Genomic DNA, 17,747 nt, shown 5'->3' with positions numbered 1-17,747 from the left:
CCTTTCTGCCGAGTATCCGCTACAGCGCGAGATGCAGGCGCAGGGCGGCATCCAGGCGCTTCATGGTCTCCGGGTTCAGGGTCGTGATTCGGCGGCCGACACGGGAGACGTCGACAGTGCGGACCTGTTCGGCCTGGGCTTTGGAGTCATTGCGCAGTCCCGGGTGGTCGGCGGCCTTGATGAGCACCTGGAACGGATAGACGCGCGTGGTGTTGGAGGTCACGGGCACGATCGTGACGACGCCGCGGCCGTGCCGGTGCGAGGCGGTGTTCGCGCCGTCGTTGGAGACCACGACGGCCGGCCGGCTCTTGGGGGCCTCGCTGCCGCGCGCCGGGTCCAGATCGACCCAGAAAACGTCGCCGCGGCGCATCGCGGGGACCGGAGCGCTCACTCGGCGATCCCGTCGCCGAGCACGGCCTCCCACAGCTCGGCGTCGCCGGAGCCGACCCATTCGTCGTAGGCGGCGGTGTAGTCGTCGACCAGGCTCAGGGAGCGGGCCAGATCGATGGCCTTGTGGACCGCCGCCGAGCGCGACTCCGCGTTCAGCTCGTCCAGGAACGCCAGATCGTCGTCCGGGAGGGAGATGCTGAGTTTCGTCACCATGAGGTAATCCTACCCTGGTACGACCCCGGTGCTACCACGGTAGTACTCGAAAGAGCGAAAGCGGCGGTCCGCCGAAGCAAACCGCCGCCTTGCCTGTCTGTTGAGGAACCTTAAGCGGACCGCTCCCGCCGCTCGTTGAGGTTCTGCTGAGTTCCGGTCCGCCGGAACTGCTGGTCCCGCGGCACCAGCGTGGGCAGCACGTGCTCGCGCACCACCTCGCCGGTGATGACCACGGTGCCGACGTCGGAGTGGCTGGGGACCTCGTACATCACCGACATCAGCACCTCCTCCATGATCGCGCGCAGCCCGCGGGCGCCGGTGCCGCGCAGGATCGCCTGGTCGGCGATGGCCTCCACGGCGTCGTCCTCGAAGACCAGCTCCACGCCGTCGAGCTCCATCAGGCGCTGGTACTGCTTGATCAGCGCGTTGCGCGGCTCGACCAGGATGCGGACCAGGGCCGCGCGGTCCAGCTTGTGCACCGAGGTGACCACCGGCAGCCGGCCCACGAACTCCGGGATCATGCCGTACTTGAGCAGGTCCTCGGGCAGCACGTCGGCGAAGACGTCGGTGGTGTCCACGTCGTAGCGGGAGCGCAGCTGGGCGGTGAAGCCCATCCCGCGCTTGTTCACCCGGGCGTCCACGATCTTGTCCAGGCCCTCGAAGGCGCCGGCCACGATGAACAGCACGTTGGTGGTGTCGATCTGCAGGAACTCCTGGTGCGGGTGCTTGCGGCCGCCCTGCGGCGGCACCGAGGAGACCGTGCCCTCCAGGATCTTCAGCAGCGCCTGCTGCACGCCCTCGCCGGAGACGTCCCGGGTGATCGACGGGTTCTCGGCCTTGCGGGCGATCTTGTCGATCTCGTCGATGTAGATGATCCCGGTCTCGGCCTTCTTGATGTCGTAGTCGGCCGCCTGGATCAGCTTGAGCAGGATGTTCTCGACGTCCTCGCCGACGTACCCGGCCTCGGTCAGCGCCGTGGCGTCGGCGATGGCGAACGGGACGTTCAGCATCCGGGCCAGGGTCTGCGCCAGGTAGGTCTTGCCGCAGCCGGTGGGGCCCAGCATGAGGATGTTGGACTTGGCCAGCTCGATGTGCTCGGCCCGGCGCCCGCCGCGCTCGCGCTGGTAGTCACCGGCCTGCACCCGCTTGTAGTGGTTGTACACCGCCACCGACAAGCTCTTCTTGGCGTTCTCCTGGCCGATGACGTACTCGTCGAGGAAGTCGTAGATCTCCTTGGGCTTGGGCAGCTCGGCCAGGCCCCGGGCCGCGGCCGGCTCGCCGGGCTCCTCCTCGATGATCTCGTTGCACAGATCGATGCACTCGTCGCAGATGTACACGCCGGGGCCCGCGATGAGCTTCTTGACCTGCTTCTGGCTCTTGCCGCAGAAAGAGCACTTCAGCAGGTCGGCGTTGTCGATGCGTGCCACGGTGGAGCTTCTCCTTTGTGAAGATCCCGGTGCTGGACCCACTACTGGCGCCCTGGAGGCGCTTCGTAGTCTGTCCCCCAAGACGGTACCGCTCATACCCCCGGCAAGGCTTGAGCGCTCGGCAATCGCGAGCGCATCGGCCGTGGCATCGAATGATAATCCGATACCACGGCCCGTGGCGGGTCACCCCGCCCATATATCAGTGTCCGCAACCGGTCATCGCGTGTTCAGGGTGTCCGTGCGGGAGGTCAGGACCTGGTCGATGATCCCGTAGTCCTTGGCCTCGTCGGCGGACAGGATCTTGTCGCGGTCGATGTCCTTGTGCACCTGCTCGGCGTCGCGGCCGCTGTGCTTGGCCAGCATCTGCTCCATGACGGTGCGCATCCGCAGGATCTCGTTGGCCTGGATCTCCAGGTCCGACAGGTCGCCGCGGCCGCCCTCGCTCCAGGGCTGGTGGATCAGGATCCGGGCGTTGGGCAGCGCCAGGCGCTTGCCCGGGGTGCCGGCCGCCAGCAGCACGGCGGCCGCGGAGGCGGCCTGGCCCATGCAGACCGTCTGGATGTCCGGCTTGACCCACTGCATCGTGTCGTAGATGGCGGTGAGCGCCGTGAAGGAGCCGCCGGGGCTGTTGATGTAGATCGAGATGTCCCGGTCCGGGTCCATCGACTCCAGGGTGATCAGCTGGGCCATCACGTCGTTGGCCGAGGCGTCGTCGATCTGCACGCCGAGGAAGATGATCCGCTCGTCGAACAGCTTCGAGTACGGGTCCCACTCGCGGAAGCCGTAGCTGGTGCGCTCGCTGAACTTGGGGACGATGTAGCGGGCGTCGTGCTCGGGCCCGCGGTAGAGCATGTCGTTCATGGAAAGAGGTCCTCCGAGAGGGGGCGGCCGGGTGGAAGCGGGGCTGGGGGGGCGGGCGAGCGGGCTCGCCACGGGCCTCAGTCCTGGGCGGTGCCGCCGGCGCCGGGGACGTCGTTGGCGTGCGTCATGATGTCGTCGATGAGGCCGTACTCCTTGGCCTCCACGGCGCTGAACCAGGTGTCGCGGTCGGAGTCCAGCTCGATCTTGTCCAGCGACTGCCCGGTGTGCTGGGCGGTCAGCTCGGCCATCCGCTTCTTGCTGCGCAGCAGGCGCTCGGCCTGGATCCGGATGTCCGCCGCCGAGCCGCCGATGCCCGCGGAGCCCTGGTGCAGCAGGATCTCGGTGTTCGGCAGCGCGAAGCGCTTGCCGGGGGTGCCGGCGGTGAGCAGGAACTGGCCCATCGAGGCCGCCATGCCCATGCCCACGGTCACGATGTCGTTGGGGATGTACATCATCGTGTCGTAGATCGCCAGGCCGGCCGAGACCGAGCCGCCGGGGCTGTTGATGTAGAAGTAGATGTCCTTCTCGCTGTCCTCGGCGGTGAGCAGCAGCAGCTGGGCACAGAGCGAGTTGGCGATGTCGTCGTCGACCTGGGTGCCCAGGAAGATGATCCGGTTGCGCAGCAGCCGGTTGTAGACCTGGTCGCTCAGGCCGAGCGGGCTGTCAACGCCCGCACGGGCCATCGGGGTCAGCGGCGTCGTCATAGGTTCACCCTGCCTGGTTCGTCGGAAGCGGAAATGCCGGACCGGCGACGACGAGCCCTGTCAGGGGTGTGATCGATCCGGTCCTAGGACGACCCTAACGCCCCGCTCCCCCGGGACGTCGGCGGCCCGGCCCTTGTTCGCTGACGGCATACGCGAAAGCCCCGCCTCCTGCGCAGGGGACGGGGCTTTCGTATGACCGCGTGTTCGAACGGCGCGGAATCAGTCGTGCTTGTGGCCGTAGTGCTCGTCCTCGGGCGCGCGGCCGTGGCTGTCCGGGTTCTCGCCGTCGGTGTCCTCGACGTCGGGAGCGTTGATCTTCTTGACGTCGACCTCGTTGCCGGAGGCGTCCTTGACCGTGGCGGCCTCCAGGACCAGGTTCAGCGCCTTGCCGCGGCGGACCTCGCCGACCAGGGCCGGGATCTGGCCCGCCGAGGAGATCTGCTGGGCGAACTCGTCCGGACGCATGCCGGCCTGCTGCGCGCGCTGGATGAGGTGGTTGGTCAGCTCGCCCTCGTTCACCGAGATCTCCTCGGCGTTGGCCAGCTTGTCCAGGATGAACTGGGCCTTGACCCCGTCGCGCACCTCGTCGGCGAGCTCGGCGTCGTACTCCTCCTCGGTCTTCTCCTGCAGCTTGAAGAAGCCCTCGCGGGTCATGCCGCCCATCGCGATCTGCCGGTCCAGGGCCTCGTTGCGCCAGGCCAGCTCGGCGTCCACGACGGACTTGGGCAGCGGGATGTCCACGCGCTCCAGCAGGACCTCCAGGACCTTGTCCCGGGCCGAGGCGACCTGCTCGAACTGCTCGGAGCGCTCCAGCGTCTCGCGGACGTTGGTGCGGAACTCCTCCATGGTGTCGAACTCGCTGGCCAGCTGGGCGAACTCGTCGTCCAGCTCGGGCAGCTCGCGCTCCTTGACCGCGGTGACGGTGACCTCGATGGTCGCCTCCTCGCCGGCGTGCGAGCCGCCGAGCAGCTTGGAGGTGAAGGAGGCGGTCTCGCCGGCCTTCTTGCCGATGATCGCCTCGTCGGTGCCCTCGATCAGCTGGGTGGAGCCGACCTCGTAGCTCATGCCCTTGGCGGTGCCGTCCTCCAGCACCTCGCCGTCGATCGAGGCGGCCAGGTCCAGCGTGACGAAGTCGCCGTCGGCCACCTCGCGCTCGACCTCCTTCAGGGAGCCGAAGCGCTTGCGGATCTCCTCGATGCGCTCGGTCACGGCCTCGTCGGCCACCGTCGCGTCCTCGACCTCGACCTCGATGTCGTCGTAGGCCGGCACCTCGAACTCGGGGCGGACGTCCACCTCGGCGGTGAACTTCAGGTCCTGGCCCGGCTCGAGCTCCGTCAGGTCCACGTCGGGCTGGCCGACGACCTCGATCTTGTGCTCCTCGACCGCCTGGCCGTAGAACTGCGGCAGGGAGGAGTTGATGGCCTCCTCCAGCGCGGCACCGCGGCCGAAGCGCTGGTCGATGACCGCGGCCGGGACCTTGCCCTTGCGGAAGCCCGGGATCGAGACCTGCTCGGCGATCTTCTTGTAGGCCGCGTCGAGGCTCGGCTTGAGCTCCTCGAACGGGACCTCAACGGTGAGCCGGACCCGAGTCGGGTCCAGGGTCTCGACAGCGCTCTTCACTGCTGCTCTCCTTGCGGCGCTGCCGGCCGGCAGCCTCGAGTCATGGCGCGACGTCGCGCGTGGACGGGATACGAAGCCCCATCGTAACCCGGAGTGCCGCCCCTGAAGGAAACGGTCCCCGAACTCGCTACAGCTCTCTTGCGTAGCAGTGGGACGTCGGCTCATCGGCATACGCTCCGAAACCCGGGATCCGTATGTAGCCGGAACGCTCGTAGAAGCGGATCGCGGCGGCCTGTTTGGGCCCGGTCTCCAACCGGAGCGTGCGCCAGCCGCGTGCTACCGCTGCGTGTTCCAACGCCGCCAGGACGGCGCCGGAGACACCCCGGCCGCGCTGGTCCGGCACGACGTACATGCGCTTGATCTCGGCCGCGCCGGACTCCAGCGGACGCAGCGCCCCGCAGCCCGCCGGCACGCCCGCGACCTGCGCGATCAGGAAGACGGCGATGTCCGCCGCGGTCGGCGCGACGCCGGGCTCGCTGCCCGGGCCGTAGAGGGCCTCTATCTCGGCCCGCTGCGCGTCACGCAGAGCGACCGCGCGCGGATCGTCCCAGGGGACCTCGTCGACGGTGATGGTCGGTGCGCTCACCGGATCAGTGTGGCGCGGACAGATGTCCCCGGTGTTTCCCCTGATTCAGCTGGTTCAGCTGAACAACGCCTGCACGGTCATCAACGGCATCATCACCAGCAACACCGCGCCCAGCGCCGCCAGGACCGCGAACACCACGACGTTGAACCGGCCGATCGGCCCGACCGCGAAGTCGGCCTCGGCCGGGACGTACCGCACCTCGGCGGTCGCCCCGACCTCCAGCATGCGGCTGGAGGCGTCGGCGTGCCGGTGGGTGGCGCCGTCGGGGGTCGCGTACTCGAAGACGGGATAGGTGAAGTCGCTGTTGTAGAAGGAGACCACGGCGGCCACAGTCGCGGTGGCACTCTCGGCGCCGGAGCGCAGCCGCCAGCGCAACCGCAGGCCCGCGAGGTAGTCGGTGCGCAGCGCGGCGACCGCCAGGAACGTGCCGAAGGTCGAGGTGACCGCGCCGATCAGGACACTCGCATAGCCGTTGTTGGTGTCGGCGTCGGTCGCGACTGTCAGGACCGCCTCCACGACATAGAGAAGCACTGCGACCAGCAGTATCCGTGCGCCCTTGGACATAGCGGCCCACTTCTCAGCCATGCGCAGCCCCTCCCAGGGTTCTCGAGGGCACCGATGGTAGCGGTCATCCCTCCCGGGTCGAGATCCGGAGGGCGGCTACGGTCATCGGGCGGCCGGCGGCGGTGGCGGGGCCGGGACGCGCGGCGGCCGGACCGCCGACCGAGCCGGGGAAGGTGCCGCCGAGCGCCAGGTCGAAGATCACGAAGAACCCGTGGTGGACGGCGGCGTCCCAGGTCGCGGGGTCGACCGCGGTGGCGTCGAGCTGGAAGACCTCGGTGTCGTCGACCGACCAGCGGATCTGCTCGGGGCTGCGGGAGCGGTCGATGTCGACGGAGTACTCGTGCGTACCGGAGGTGCAGGTGGGACAGGGACGCTCGCCGGAGGTGAGACCGGTCGGCTCGTGGCAGGGCGCGCCGCAGTGGAGCGTGGACCACATGGAAGGGTGACCGTCCAGCCCTTCGAGGACGTCGATCTCGCCGCCGGACGGCCAGGGCGCGCTGCCGTCGCGGACGCCGCTGCCGAGCGCCCAGAACGCGGGCCAGTAGCCGGTGCCGTCGGAGGTGGTGACATCGGGAAGCGTGACCTTGGCGCTGATCCGGAGCTCGCCGCCGGGCAGCGCGGCGAAGTCGGAGCGGCGGGTCTCGACGCGGCCGGAGGTCCAGGTGCCGTCGGCGGCGCGCAGCGGGGTGAGCTGTAGGGCGCCGTGACCGTCCAGCTGGACGTTGGCCGGGTCGGCACTCATCGTCTCTACCTCGCCGGTGCCCCAGTCCGGCGCCGGACAGCCCGGATAGCAGTGGCCGGTGTCGATCAGCCAGTCGCGGGACGGCGGCGAGGACCCGGCCGGCCCCTGGAAGTCAGCGGCGAACACCGTCCGCCACGGGCTCGCGAACGGAAGCCGCGCGGCGAGACGCGAGATCAGGAGGTAGGCGGCGGCATCGGTGAGGTGGGAGTCGTCGCGATAGAGAAGGACACTGTCGAGGACCGCCGGGCACTTGGCATCGGGGCACAGCAGGGAGCTGAAGTCGATCGGCGTGACACGGGGATCCGCGGTGAGCGGATCGGTGGTCAGCGCGCTGCTTTTGCTGAAGGCGCAGTCGTTCCAGTCATGGTGCGAGCCGGAGACGCAGACCGGGATGTCGGCGTCGGGCTTGGGGGTGTCGTGGATGGCGGCGATCGGGACGCCGAGGCCGGCCGGCACGCTCAGCGGACGGTCCCACGCGGCCTTCGTCTGCGCGGGTGAGGCGTACCAGTCCAGCTCGGAGATGACGATCAGAGCCGGCCGCGGCTCCTTGCCGAGCTGGTCCAGGACCGAGTCACGCCAGGTGTGGCCCTCGCGATAGTCGCGGCCGAGGACGGGACTGCTGACCGTGAGGTCGGCGAAGGGACACCCTTGTTTGACGCGTTCCTCGACGTCCATGTGCCGGTCCGCAGCGATGCGGCTGATGGCGGAGAACCATTGGCCGGCATGGGAATCGCCGATGAGGACGATGCGGTCGGCGGGAAGGTCGGCCGGAGCCGGCGGGTTCGAGGCTCGGACCAGGCCGGTCGACGACGGCGTCGCTTGGGGCGCCGGGACGAACAGGCAGGGCCGGCTGACGGCGACCGCCGGCGCCACCTCGCAGTCCCCGTCCGGCGGGAAGTCCTTGCGGGCCTGGGCCGGCGTGGGCATGGTCGGACCGCCGGTGCGGTACGTCGCCGGGGATGCCAGGAGATGCGATCCGCCCGACGCCGCCGCCGGCAGGCTTCTGAGGTCGAAGGCCTGGGCACCGCCGAGAGTGCGGGCCGCTCCGGTCCCGACCGCGAGACCGGCGGCCAGAGGGAGCATCACGGCTGTCGCGCCGATGGCCATGCCTCGGCGTGGTACTTCGGTGATGAGCTTCGAGAAGCGGACTGGCTGCTCGACCAGGCGCATGGTCGCATAAGCCGGGAGCGCCGACGCCGCTGCCAGCATCGCGGACGCCTCCCAGGGGAGGTCGCCCCATCTCGCCTGAGCCAGGACCAGGATCGGCCAGTGCCACAGATACAGAGTGAAGGACAAGCGCCCGACGGCGCGCGGCGGTCTGGTCGCGACGAGCCCTGATATCGAGAACTTCGGGTACTCCCCTGCGCCCGCGAACAGAATGAGGACGGTACCGGCAACGGGCATCAGCGCTGCGGTTCCGGGATACGGCGTCTTGGCGCTGAAGCTGGCGGTCGCGGCGACGACCAGCGCCATGCCCGCGAAGCCGGCGGCTGTCCGAGTTCGTTTGCAGTCAAGCGATCTGCCGCCGATGGCCACAGCGAGCACCGCACCCGCGCCGAACTGCCAGGCACGCGACGGCGAGCCCATGTAGGCGAGCGGCAAGGACGTGTGCGTCCAGTGCAGCGACAGCACGAACGAGGCAACCGACAGCACCAGGACCTCGGCGAGGACATAGCCACGCACCGACCTGTTCCGCTTACGGGCGAACAGGATCGCGAGGAGCACCAACGGCGCCCACACGATGTAGAACTGCTCCTCGACGCCGAGCGACCAGTAGTGCAGCAGCGGACTCGGCGCCCGCGACGCGGCCAGGTAGTTGGTCTGGTCCGCGACGAAGCGCCAGTTCCCGCCGTTGAGCGCCGCGCTGAGGAGGTCGTACGCAACGTCCTGCTGGCGCAACGGTGGCAGCCACACCCACGTGGCCGCCGCGGTGAACAGGAGGACCACGGACGCCGCCGGCAAGATGCGGCGCGCGCGACGTGCGTAGAACTCTTTGAGAGAGAAGCCGCTGCCCCGCACCACCTGGCCGGTGATGAGGTAGCCCGACACGACGAAGAACACGTCGACGCCCACGTAGCCGCCGGCCATCCCCGGCACCGCGGCATGGAAGCCGAGCACCAGCACGACGGCGACGGCTCGCAGGCCTTCGATGTCCGGACGGAATCCGCGCACGGCCACGCGTCAGCCCAGCCAGGGCAGCATCGGACGGAACACGCCGGTGGCCGCGGCGCCGCAGAGGACGAGGGCGAGGGTGATGGCCACGGCTTCGGGCCAGCGGAGGCGGTGGTCGGTATTGGCTGGTTGAACACCGTCAGTGGTTGGCTGAAGACCGTCCCGGTCTGTGTCGTTCATGACGCCGTCCTTGCGTGCAGTATTCATTTGGTTCGCACCAGATCCCTGATCAGCGGCAGGGTCAGATAGCCGGTCACGGCCACATACGCGGCCACGCCCCACAACCGCCCCGCCCCGAAGCGCGCGACGTCCGCCGCCAGCGCGACCACCGCCGCGCCGGTCGTCGCGCCCAGCCACAGCACCGCGAGCCGAGCGATGCTCCGCGCCAGCCGCGACCGTCCGCCCCCGGCGCCGGTCGGCACCCAGTCGGCGGCCCGGCCGCGCAGCGTGTGCACGAGCGCCGCCGCCGCGGCGAAGGCGACGAGGTGGTTCGCGCGGACCACCTCGATGCGCCAGCGCGTGCGCGACACCGCCGGCAGCAGCACGAACCACACCCACAGCGGGGCCGGCAGCGGCAGCACGTGCCAGGGCCGGATCTGCTCCGGGTAGCCCGCCAGCATGATCAGCGGCGGGATCGGCGCGGCGAACACGTTCACCGCCATGACCACGTAGCCGATGACGCCGTTGTAGAAGCACAGCCGGGTCCGCCAGGCGGCACCCACGCGCTTCAGGTCGCGGCCGGTGAGCAGGTGCAGGTTGCCCATCGCCCAGCGGTACTGCTGGTTCACGAACGCCGGCAGGCTCTCCGGCGAGATGCCCTTGGCGACCAGCACCGGCACGTACTGCGTCCGGTAGCCGCGCCCGAGCATCTCAAGGCCCGTGTACATGTCCTCGGAGTGGTCCAGCTTGGCGAAGCCGCCGATCGCGTCCAGCGCCGCGCGCCGGTAGACGGCGTTGCTCCCGCAGCAGATCGCGGCGTCGGCTGCGTCCCGTGAGGGCTGGACCCACCGGAAGAACCACTCCTGCGCCGCACCCGCTGCGCGCTGGAGCCATGACATCGACTCGTCGGTGTCGAAGAACTGCGGGCTCTGGACGATCCCGACTGTCGGGTCGGCCAAGTACGGGACCAGGTGGTCCAGGAAGTCGGCGCGCGGGCAGAAGTCGGCGTCCAGGATCGCGACCACGTCGCCGGTCGAGATCGTCAGCGCGTGGTTCAGGTTCCCGTCCTTCTTCAGGTGGCCTCGGTCCGGTCGCACCACGTACCGGAACCCGAACTCGCCGGCCAGCGCCGCCACGTCGGGGCCGGCGGCGTCGTCCAGGACGTATACGGTCAGCTCGCCGCGCCACCGCATGCGGGCGACGTGGGAGTACGCGTTCCTGAGGACGTCCAGCGGTTCGCCGCAGGTCGGGAGGAACAGGTCCACGCTTGGCGCGTCTGCGGGACTCCACGCGCGTACCAGGACGTCGTGACCGGCGCCGCTAACCAGCGGTCTAGACCTCTCGATGGCCGTCCGGTGAACGATCTCTGAATCGTCCCGGAGCCCCGACGGGGCTGCGACAGGGTCGGCAACGCCGGGCGGATCTGCCATGATCGGGCGGATGCGAGAACTCACCGACCTGATCGAGGTGGAGGATCCGGCGTGGCCGGAGCTCCAGGCGTTGTTCGCGGCGTCTCCGTCACCCCTGACCGTCTTCGCGCCCGATCCCGGGGAGAGCACACGCGGGCTGCGACAACTCCAGGTGACGGCGCGGTCGATGCTCGGCGGGCTGACCCTCAACTGCGGCGGCCTGCTGGTCGACGACGGCTGGGTGCGGGTGTTCGGCGGCGGCTCCGGGCGGGACGGGAGCCTGCCGAGTCTGGCGCGGGTGAACGGGTTCCCCGAGGCTTTCGACCCGGCGTGGCAGGCCGGAGCCGGGCTGGTCCTGGCGCACGACGTGCTCGGCGGGGTGTTCGCGCTGAACGGCGTGGACCCGGCCGGCGCGGGGCGTCCCGGGCAGCCGGGGCAGATGATCTACTTCGCGCCGGACACGCTGCAATGGGAGGCGCTGGAGATCGGGCACTCGGCCTGGCTCGCGTGGCTGCTGTCCGAGCGGCTGGAGGAGTTCTACAGCGCGCTGCGCTGGGAGGGATGGCGCGAGGAGGCAGCCGCGGCCGGTCCGGCGCAGGGCATCAGCGTGTTCCCGTTCCTGTGGTCCAAGGAGGCGAAGGACGTCTCGACCACCAGTCGGCGGACGGTACCGATGGCCGGGATCCTGGGGATAGCCGCAGACTTCGCTCAGCAGATCGGCGCCGGGGACCCAGGGTTCCTCGGGCTTGTGTGACCCCGCGGCGGAGCCTGCGGCTGCTCCCGTCTCAGCTCACCCGGAACTGGAGCGACTTCGTCTGCAAATATTCCTCCAGCCCGAAGCGGCCCAGCTCGCGGCCGACGCCGGAGCCCTTGTAACCGCCAAAGGGCGCCGCGAGGTTGAACCGGCCGCCGTTGATGTCGACCTGGCCGGTGTCCATGCGGCGGGCGAAGGCGGCGGCCTCGTTGTCGTCGGCCGCCCACACCGCGCCGGCCAGGCCGTACTCGGTGGCGTTGGCGATGCGCAGGGCGTCCTCGGCGTCGTGGAAGGACATCACGGAGATGACCGGGCCGAAGATCTCCTCGCGGGCCACGGCCATGTCCGTGGTGACGTCGGCCAGGACCGTCGGGCGGACGTAGAAGCCGGTGGGCAGGTCCTCCGGCGCCTGCGCGCCGCCGACCACGACCCGGGCGCCCTCGCCGACGGCGTCGTTCAGGTAGCCGCGCACACGTTCTCGCTGCTTGGCGTTGACCAGCGGGCCGACCCGGGTCTCGGGCCTGGTCGGGTCGCCGGGCGCGAACTTGGCCGCGGCCTCGGCGGCGATCGCCACCGCCTCGGCGTAGTGGTCCTCGGGGACCAGGAGCCGGGTCCAGGCCGAGCAGGTCTGGCCGGAGTTGTTGAAGACGTTGGCGACCGCGACGTTGACGGCCTTCGCCAGGTCCGCGCCGGGCAGCACCACGCACGCCGACTTGCCGCCGAGTTCCAGCGCCACCCGCTTCACCCCGCGCCCGGCCTGCTCGGCGACCTGCCGGCCGACCGCGGTGGAGCCGGTGAAGGAGAGCATGTCGACGTCCGGGTGCGCGGCCAGGGCCGCCCCGGCCTCCGCGCCGGTCCCGGTGACCAGGTTGAAGACGCCGGCCGGGAAGCCGGCCTCGTCGACCAGCCGGGCGAACAGGCGCGCGGTCAGCGGGGTGTCCTCGGCGGGCTTGAGCACCACGGTGCACCCGGCCGCCAGCGCCGGCATCACCTTGGCGACGACCTGGTGCAGCGGGTAGTTCCAGGGCGTGATCGCACCGACCACGCCAGCCGGCTCGTGGTAGACCGTGGAGTTGCCGACCTGCTCTTCGAACTCGTAGTCGGCCAGGATGCGCAGGTAGCTCTCGGCCACCCCCAGCGGCAGCGCGGCCTGCACGGCGGTGGCGAAGCCGACCGGGCAGCCGAGTTCGGCCACCACGGTCTCGACGATCTCCGGCTGCGCCTCGGCCAGCTTGGCGACCAGGTGCCCGAGGAACTCCAGCCGGTAGTCCTTGTGGCTGGCGCCCCAGGCGCGCGCGGCCGACCGCGCCGCGGCCACGGCGGCGTCCACGTCGGCGGCCCCGCCGGCCGGGATCACGGCGATCACCTCTTCGGTCGCCGGGTTCAGCACGTCCACGGTCTCGGTGGACGCCGAGGGGATCCATTTGCCGCCGATGTACTGGTCGGTGAAGCTGAGCACGCTCATTGGGCCGTCCCGGTTAACTAGCAGTGCGAATTTCTGCGGACGCTAGCGCCACGATCATGGCGGCACAAGGACGGACCGGGAGGTAGCGGTCGTGTCGTTGCTCACGGACCCCGCGGGGCGCACCCGGCTCACGGCCGTGCCCACGGTGGTGCTCACGGCGACGCTCACGGCGACGGCCGCACGCGCAGAACCCGGGCGGCCCACCGCGGCAGCACCCAGTTCCAGTGCCCGAACAGCGACACCAGCGCGGGCACGAGCAGCGCGCGCACCACGGTGGCGTCCAGCAGGATGCCGATGCCCAGGCCGGTGGCGAAGATCTTCAGGAACGTCGGCGGGGCGCTGGCCAGGGCGGCGAAAGCCAGGAAGAGGATCAGCGCGGCACTGGTGACCAGCCGTCCGGTGCGGCCCAGGCCCACGATCACGGCGTCGTTGGTACTGGCCCCGGCGTCGTGCTCCTCGCGCATACGGGACAGGATGAAGACCTCGTAGTCCATCGACAGGCCGTAGAGGAACGCGAAGACGATCATCGGGATCCAGAACGGGATGCCGCCGGTCGCCGGGATGCCCCAGACGGCCTCGGAGCCGTGGCCGTCCTGCCAGATCAGGACCATGCCGCCGTAGGCCGCGGCGACCGAGAGCAGGTTCGCCAGCACCGCCTTGGCCGGGAGCAGCAGCGAGCGGAAGGTGCGGGCCAGCACCAGGAAGGTGAGGATGGCCAGGATCGTGAGCAGGATCGGGAACTGGCCGTACATCTTGTGGATGTTGTCGATGTTGGCCAGCGCGCTGGAGGCCACGAGCGTCCCGGGGACGGCGGTGTCGAGGGTGGTGCGGGTGAGCTTGGCGACGTGCTGGCCCTGGCGGGTGGCGGATTCGTCGCTCGGCAGGACGACCGTGAGCGGCCAGCGCGTGGTCGGAGCCTTCTCCGTCCCCGGCGGCGGCGTGGTCACCGGGATCACCGCGTAGACGCCGTTGCCGGGTGTCAGGGTCGTGGGCTGGGTGTTCGGCGGACTCAGGACCACGTAGGGATTGAGCACGCCGCTGGGGATGTCGGCGGCACGCAGGGCCTCCAGCCCCTGCCGCGCCTGGCCGGACTTGGCGAGCGAGTCGGTGGTCGGGTCGCCCTCGTGGATGCCGAGCGCGACGACGGCCAGCGGGACCAGCACGAGCAGCGCCAGCCCGGCGGCCAGCCAGCGCCGGCGGACCACCCAGCGCGCCCACGCCGTCCAGGCTCGGCTCGGCTTGTCCTCGTGCCGCAGGCGCGGCCAGTCCAGGCGGCGGCCGAAGCCGGTGAGCGCGATGGGCAGCAGGGTCAGGGTCACGGCCACGCTGACCACCGGGATCAACATGCCGCCGATGCCGATGGAGCGCATGAACTGGATCGGCACCACGATCAGCGACAGCAGGCCCAGCGCCACGGTCAGACCGCTGACCAGCACGGCGCGGCCGGCCGTGGCCATCGCCCGGTGGACCGCGGCCTCGTTGTCGGCGCCGTGCGCCACCTCCTCGCGCCACCGGGTGACCAGCAGCAGCGAGTAGTCGATGGCCACACCCAGCCCGATCAGCCCGACCATGTACTGCACCACGGCCTGGACCTTCATGAATTCGGACAGCAGCAGCACCACGAGGTAGCTGGACAGGATCGAGACCGCGGCGATCACCAGCGGCAGCACCGCCAGGAAGGACCCGAACACGAAGGCCAGCACGATCAGTGCCCCGGCCCCGCCCAGCAGCGCCTCGGCCAGCACCCCGTTGCCACCGCCGTTGCCGTTGGACGACAGCGCCGTGATGCCGGTGACGTATACCTGGGTCCCCGGCGGCGCCGCGGCCGCGAGCTGGTGCGGAAGCGCACGGACGGCGTCGGTCTGGGTCCGGGCGTCATGCACCTGGTCGCCGGTGGCGGGAGTGAAGACGAGCGCGAACATGGTCCGGCCGTCGGACCCGATGAACGCCGGGTCGCCAGTGGTGTAGTAGTCGACGACCCGCCCGGGCACCGCCGCCAGCGCGGGCTCCAACGCCGGCCGGGCCTGCTCCGGCGTGACACCCGGAGGCAGCACGAATACGGGCACGAGCGGATCGAGCCCGCCCCCGACGTGATACTGGGCGACCAGGGCATCACTCGCGGCGGCGCTCGGCGTCCCGGCGATGGTGAAGCTCTGGTTCAGGTGCTTGGACAGGATCGACGAAGCCCACCCACCACCGAGCAGCAGCACCAACCACAACGCGGCGATCCCCCGCCGCCTCGCGAGCACGAATCTCGAGAATCGTTCCACGGCTGCCACCCCCGTCGGTAGGAATCGGCTTCGCTACTCCACTCTGCTACCGGTAACGGTGCTCACTCCAGCATCATGATTGACTACCACAACAACAGTGCACCACCGCACCACCGACCGCAATCGGCCGAACGGGTGGCCGACGCTGCCGCCCGGGCCCCGGATGGGATAATCCTCCATATGCGCATCTACCTCGGCAGCGACCACGCCGGCTACGACCTGAAGAACCACCTCGTGACCTGGCTGACCGCCGCCGGGCACGAAGCAGTCGACTGCGGCCCCCACACCTTCGACGCCCAGGACGACTACCCCCCGTACGTGATGCTGGCAGCGAGCAAGACCGCCGCCGACCCCGACAGCCTCGGCATCGTCATCGGCGGCTCCGGCAACGGCGAAGCAATCGCCGCCAACAAGGTCTCCGGCATCCGCGCCGCCCTCGCCTGGAGCGAGGAAACAGCCCGCCTCGGCCGCGAGCACAACAACGCCAACGTCATCAGCATCGGCGCCCGCATGCACACCGAGGACGAGGCCACCCACTTCGTCGAGGTCTTCCTCACCACCGCCTTCACCAACGAAGAGCGCCACATCCGCCGCATCGAGATGATGAGCGACTACGAGAAGAGCGGCGAGCTCCCGCCCCTGCCCACCAGCGCCGGCTGAGGCACGCAGGTCGCACTAAGGCTGAGATGTCAGGGGCCGCCCGAGTTCGGGCGGCCCTTTCACGTTGTACTCGTCGCGAAGGCAGCACCGCACCGAAGCAACCCGCGAAACGCCGAGAGCCCAACTCCGCCGCGAGGCCTGAGCTGGGCTCCAGAAGTAAAGAGCGGATGACGGGAATCGAACCCGCACAATCTGCTTGGAAGGCAGAGACTCTACCATTGAGCTACATCCGCACCCGCAGCCCCGAAGCGCCGCGCGTGCGTCTATCTTGGCACACTCCGTGCTCCGTTCTCACCCCGGTTCCGGCTGGCGCCGCCGCCGGCTGAGTGCGCCGGGCTACGTGCGCCAGACGACGACCAAGGCGCGGTCGTCCTTCACGTTCGGGGCGACCTCGTTGATGAGGCGGTCGGCTCCGCCGGCGAAGCTGGTGGTGAGGCGGGTTTCGGCGGCGCCGAGGAGGCGGTCCAGGCCTTCGTCGAGGTCGCGGCCGGGGCGTTCTACGAGGCCGTCGGTGAACAGGAGGAGGGCGTCGCCTCGGTCGAGGCAGCCTTCGGTGGCGGGGAATTCGGCGTCGTCGAGGATGCCGAGGAGGGGGCCTTCGGCTTCTTCGGTGGACCAGCGGCCTGTTTTGGCTGTCAGGCGGGCGATGGGTGGGTGGCCTGCGCTGTGGAAGCGGTAGTGGCCGGTTTCCAGTTCGACGACGAGGTGGACCGCTGTGGCGAAGCCTTCGTCCCAGTCCTGGCGCAGGAGGTACTTGTTCGCCGAGGTGAGGAAGTCGCGGGAGGGGACGGTGCCCAGGAGGCCGCCGAAGGCCCCCGACAGGAGGAGGGCCCGGGTGCCTGCTGCCAGGCCCTTGCCGCTGACGTCGACCAGGCTCAGTTCCAGGGTCTGGCCGTGGGTGTGCGGTTCGTCAGAGTCGGCGCCGTGGGCGGAGGGGTGGTCCTGGTCGGCGGGGGTCGGCCCTGAGGCGGTCGCGGGGGTGGCCTGCATGGTGGCCGGCGGGACGCCCGGGACGCTGCTCGTGCCGACCGGGTTGGTCGCCGGTTCGGGGCGGCGTTGGGACGGGAAGGCCGGGTGGGACAGGGCCGCGATGAGGAAGTCGCCGGCGAAGGACTGGCCGCCCGCGGAGCGGATTGACATGTCGACGTGCCAGTCGGCGGGGAGGCGGGGGACCAGGCCCTGGGCGCGGAGGCGTTCTCGCAGGTCCAGGAGCATCGCCTCGCCGCGGGTGCCCTGTACGCCCAGGCGGAGGCGGGAGCGGGAGGTCAGTATCACCAGGGCCGCGGTGGCGAACACGGCCAGGGCCGCGCCGAAGGCGACCTCGGCGCGCTCGCGGTGCCAGGACACGCCAGCCAGGACCGCGATGCAGATCACCAGCAGGAGCAACTGCCCGCGCAGCTTCATCAGCAGGCCGCCGGCCAGGACCGGCAGGGCCAGCATCGCCGGGGTCCAGGCCTCGGGGAAGGCCACGGTGAGCATGCCGAAGCCGACGGCCACCATCCCGAGCGCGGGCAGCAGGTAGAGGTCAGAGGCCATGGCGTGGTCGGTGAGCCAGCGGCCGATCCCGCTGTCGGCCAGGCGCGCGCCGACGATGCGTCGGCGTCGCCCGGTGGCGCTGCGCCTGCCGGACCGCCCGTTCCCCGAGTCCGCGGTCATGCGCGAACCATATCGGGAGTACGGCCTCTTCGTCACCCTGCGATCACCGGGCGACCACGGTGCGCAGTGGATCGCAGGATTCGAACATTCGTCCG

The 17,747-nt window shown here is 70.1% G+C and carries 14 protein-coding genes, 1 tRNA gene and 1 pseudogene; 2 read left to right on the top strand and 14 right to left on the bottom strand.

Going from position 1 to position 17,747, the window contains the following annotated elements; translation table 11 throughout:
• Window positions 1–19: 19 nt before the first annotated feature.
• From ABH926_RS39690 to ABH926_RS39645, 10 genes and pseudogenes are all read right to left on the bottom strand, one after another.
• Window positions 20–370, bottom strand: a complete 351-nt coding sequence (locus ABH926_RS39690; protein ID WP_370371334.1) for a type II toxin-antitoxin system PemK/MazF family toxin — start codon at window positions 368–370, stop codon at window positions 20–22.
• Window positions 371–387: 17 nt separating this feature from the next.
• Window positions 388–603 (bottom strand): antitoxin, encoded by a 216-nt coding sequence (locus tag ABH926_RS39685; RefSeq protein ID WP_370371264.1) that lies wholly within the window; start codon window positions 601–603, stop codon window positions 388–390.
• Window positions 604–713: 110 nt separating this feature from the next.
• The gene (clpX, locus tag ABH926_RS39680; protein WP_370371263.1) at window positions 714–2,030 is read right to left on the bottom strand and encodes an ATP-dependent Clp protease ATP-binding subunit ClpX; all 1,317 of its coding nucleotides are present in this window, start codon (window positions 2,028–2,030) and stop codon (window positions 714–716) included.
• A 216-nt stretch (window positions 2,031–2,246) separates the two neighbouring features.
• A complete protein-coding gene (locus ABH926_RS39675; protein ID WP_370371261.1) occupies window positions 2,247–2,891 on the bottom strand; it encodes an ATP-dependent Clp protease proteolytic subunit in 645 nt (214 codons plus the stop codon).
• 77 nt (window positions 2,892–2,968) lie between these two features.
• Window positions 2,969–3,595: an ATP-dependent Clp protease proteolytic subunit gene (locus ABH926_RS39670; protein ID WP_370371260.1), complete on the bottom strand. Its 627-nt coding sequence runs from the start codon at window positions 3,593–3,595 to the stop codon at window positions 2,969–2,971.
• Window positions 3,596–3,814: 219 nt separating this feature from the next.
• Complete coding sequence (gene tig, locus ABH926_RS39665; protein ID WP_370371258.1) at window positions 3,815–5,215, bottom strand: trigger factor; 1,401 nt, start codon at window positions 5,213–5,215, stop codon at window positions 3,815–3,817.
• Window positions 5,216–5,342: 127 nt separating this feature from the next.
• Window positions 5,343–5,801: a GNAT family N-acetyltransferase gene (locus ABH926_RS39660; RefSeq protein WP_370371255.1), complete on the bottom strand. Its 459-nt coding sequence runs from the start codon at window positions 5,799–5,801 to the stop codon at window positions 5,343–5,345.
• Between the two features lie 54 nt (window positions 5,802–5,855).
• Window positions 5,856–6,386 (bottom strand): hypothetical protein, encoded by a 531-nt coding sequence (locus ABH926_RS39655; RefSeq protein WP_370371254.1) that lies wholly within the window; start codon window positions 6,384–6,386, stop codon window positions 5,856–5,858.
• A 43-nt stretch (window positions 6,387–6,429) separates the two neighbouring features.
• Window positions 6,430–9,285 (bottom strand): acyltransferase family protein, encoded by a 2,856-nt coding sequence (locus tag ABH926_RS39650; protein ID WP_370371252.1) that lies wholly within the window; start codon window positions 9,283–9,285, stop codon window positions 6,430–6,432.
• Window positions 9,286–9,288: 3 nt separating this feature from the next.
• Window positions 9,289–10,754, bottom strand: a pseudogene (locus tag ABH926_RS39645) (glycosyltransferase family 2 protein); the annotation flags it as partial.
• A gap of 124 nt (window positions 10,755–10,878) precedes the next feature.
• Between ABH926_RS39645 and ABH926_RS39640 the strand changes: the two are divergent.
• Window positions 10,879–11,601, top strand: a complete 723-nt coding sequence (locus ABH926_RS39640) for a DUF2625 domain-containing protein (protein ID WP_370371250.1) — start codon at window positions 10,879–10,881, stop codon at window positions 11,599–11,601.
• A 31-nt stretch (window positions 11,602–11,632) separates the two neighbouring features.
• Here ABH926_RS39640 and ABH926_RS39635 read toward each other — a convergent pair whose 3' ends face one another.
• Together ABH926_RS39635 and ABH926_RS39630 are read right to left on the bottom strand one after the other, a co-directional pair.
• Window positions 11,633–13,060 carry an aldehyde dehydrogenase family protein gene (locus tag ABH926_RS39635; protein ID WP_370371332.1) on the bottom strand — a complete coding sequence of 476 codons (1,428 nt, stop codon included), beginning with the start codon at window positions 13,058–13,060 and terminating at the stop codon, window positions 11,633–11,635.
• A 170-nt stretch (window positions 13,061–13,230) separates the two neighbouring features.
• Entirely contained in the window at window positions 13,231–15,336 is a 2,106-nt protein-coding gene (locus tag ABH926_RS39630) for an MMPL family transporter (protein ID WP_370371249.1), read from the bottom strand.
• A 180-nt stretch (window positions 15,337–15,516) separates the two neighbouring features.
• Here ABH926_RS39630 and ABH926_RS39625 point away from each other — a divergent pair, with 180 nt between their 5' ends.
• Window positions 15,517–15,996, top strand: coding sequence for a ribose-5-phosphate isomerase (locus ABH926_RS39625; RefSeq protein WP_370371247.1), 480 nt, complete (start codon window positions 15,517–15,519; stop codon window positions 15,994–15,996).
• Window positions 15,997–16,158: 162 nt separating this feature from the next.
• Here ABH926_RS39625 and ABH926_RS39620 read toward each other — a convergent pair.
• Window positions 16,159–16,229 (bottom strand) — tRNA-Gly (locus ABH926_RS39620).
• A 103-nt stretch (window positions 16,230–16,332) separates the two neighbouring features.
• Window positions 16,333–17,652 carry a SpoIIE family protein phosphatase gene (locus tag ABH926_RS39615; protein WP_370371245.1) on the bottom strand — a complete coding sequence of 440 codons (1,320 nt, stop codon included), beginning with the start codon at window positions 17,650–17,652 and terminating at the stop codon, window positions 16,333–16,335.
• Window positions 17,653–17,747 lie beyond the last annotated feature (95 nt).

Source organism: Catenulispora sp. GP43, assembly GCF_041260665.1.
Classification (GTDB): domain Bacteria; phylum Actinomycetota; class Actinomycetes; order Streptomycetales; family Catenulisporaceae; genus Catenulispora.
The sequence above is the reverse complement of the archived record's forward strand: the minus strand, read 5'-3'. Positions and strand labels throughout refer to the sequence as shown.

Coding starts and splice junctions, on each gene's coding strand:
- ABH926_RS39690 (WP_370371334.1), bottom strand. CDS start 370: ATGCGCCGCGGCGACGTTTTCTGGGTCGATCTGGACCCGGCGCGCGGC.
- ABH926_RS39685 (WP_370371264.1), bottom strand. CDS start 603: ATGGTGACGAAACTCAGCATCTCCCTCCCGGACGACGATCTGGCGTTC.
- ABH926_RS39675 (WP_370371261.1), bottom strand. CDS start 2,891: ATGAACGACATGCTCTACCGCGGGCCCGAGCACGACGCCCGCTACATC.
- ABH926_RS39670 (WP_370371260.1), bottom strand. CDS start 3,595: ATGACGACGCCGCTGACCCCGATGGCCCGTGCGGGCGTTGACAGCCCG.
- ABH926_RS39655 (WP_370371254.1), bottom strand. CDS start 6,386: ATGGCTGAGAAGTGGGCCGCTATGTCCAAGGGCGCACGGATACTGCTG.
- ABH926_RS39640 (WP_370371250.1), top strand. CDS start 10,879: ATGCGAGAACTCACCGACCTGATCGAGGTGGAGGATCCGGCGTGGCCG.
- ABH926_RS39625 (WP_370371247.1), top strand. CDS start 15,517: ATGCGCATCTACCTCGGCAGCGACCACGCCGGCTACGACCTGAAGAAC.
- ABH926_RS39615 (WP_370371245.1), bottom strand. CDS start 17,652: ATGACCGCGGACTCGGGGAACGGGCGGTCCGGCAGGCGCAGCGCCACC.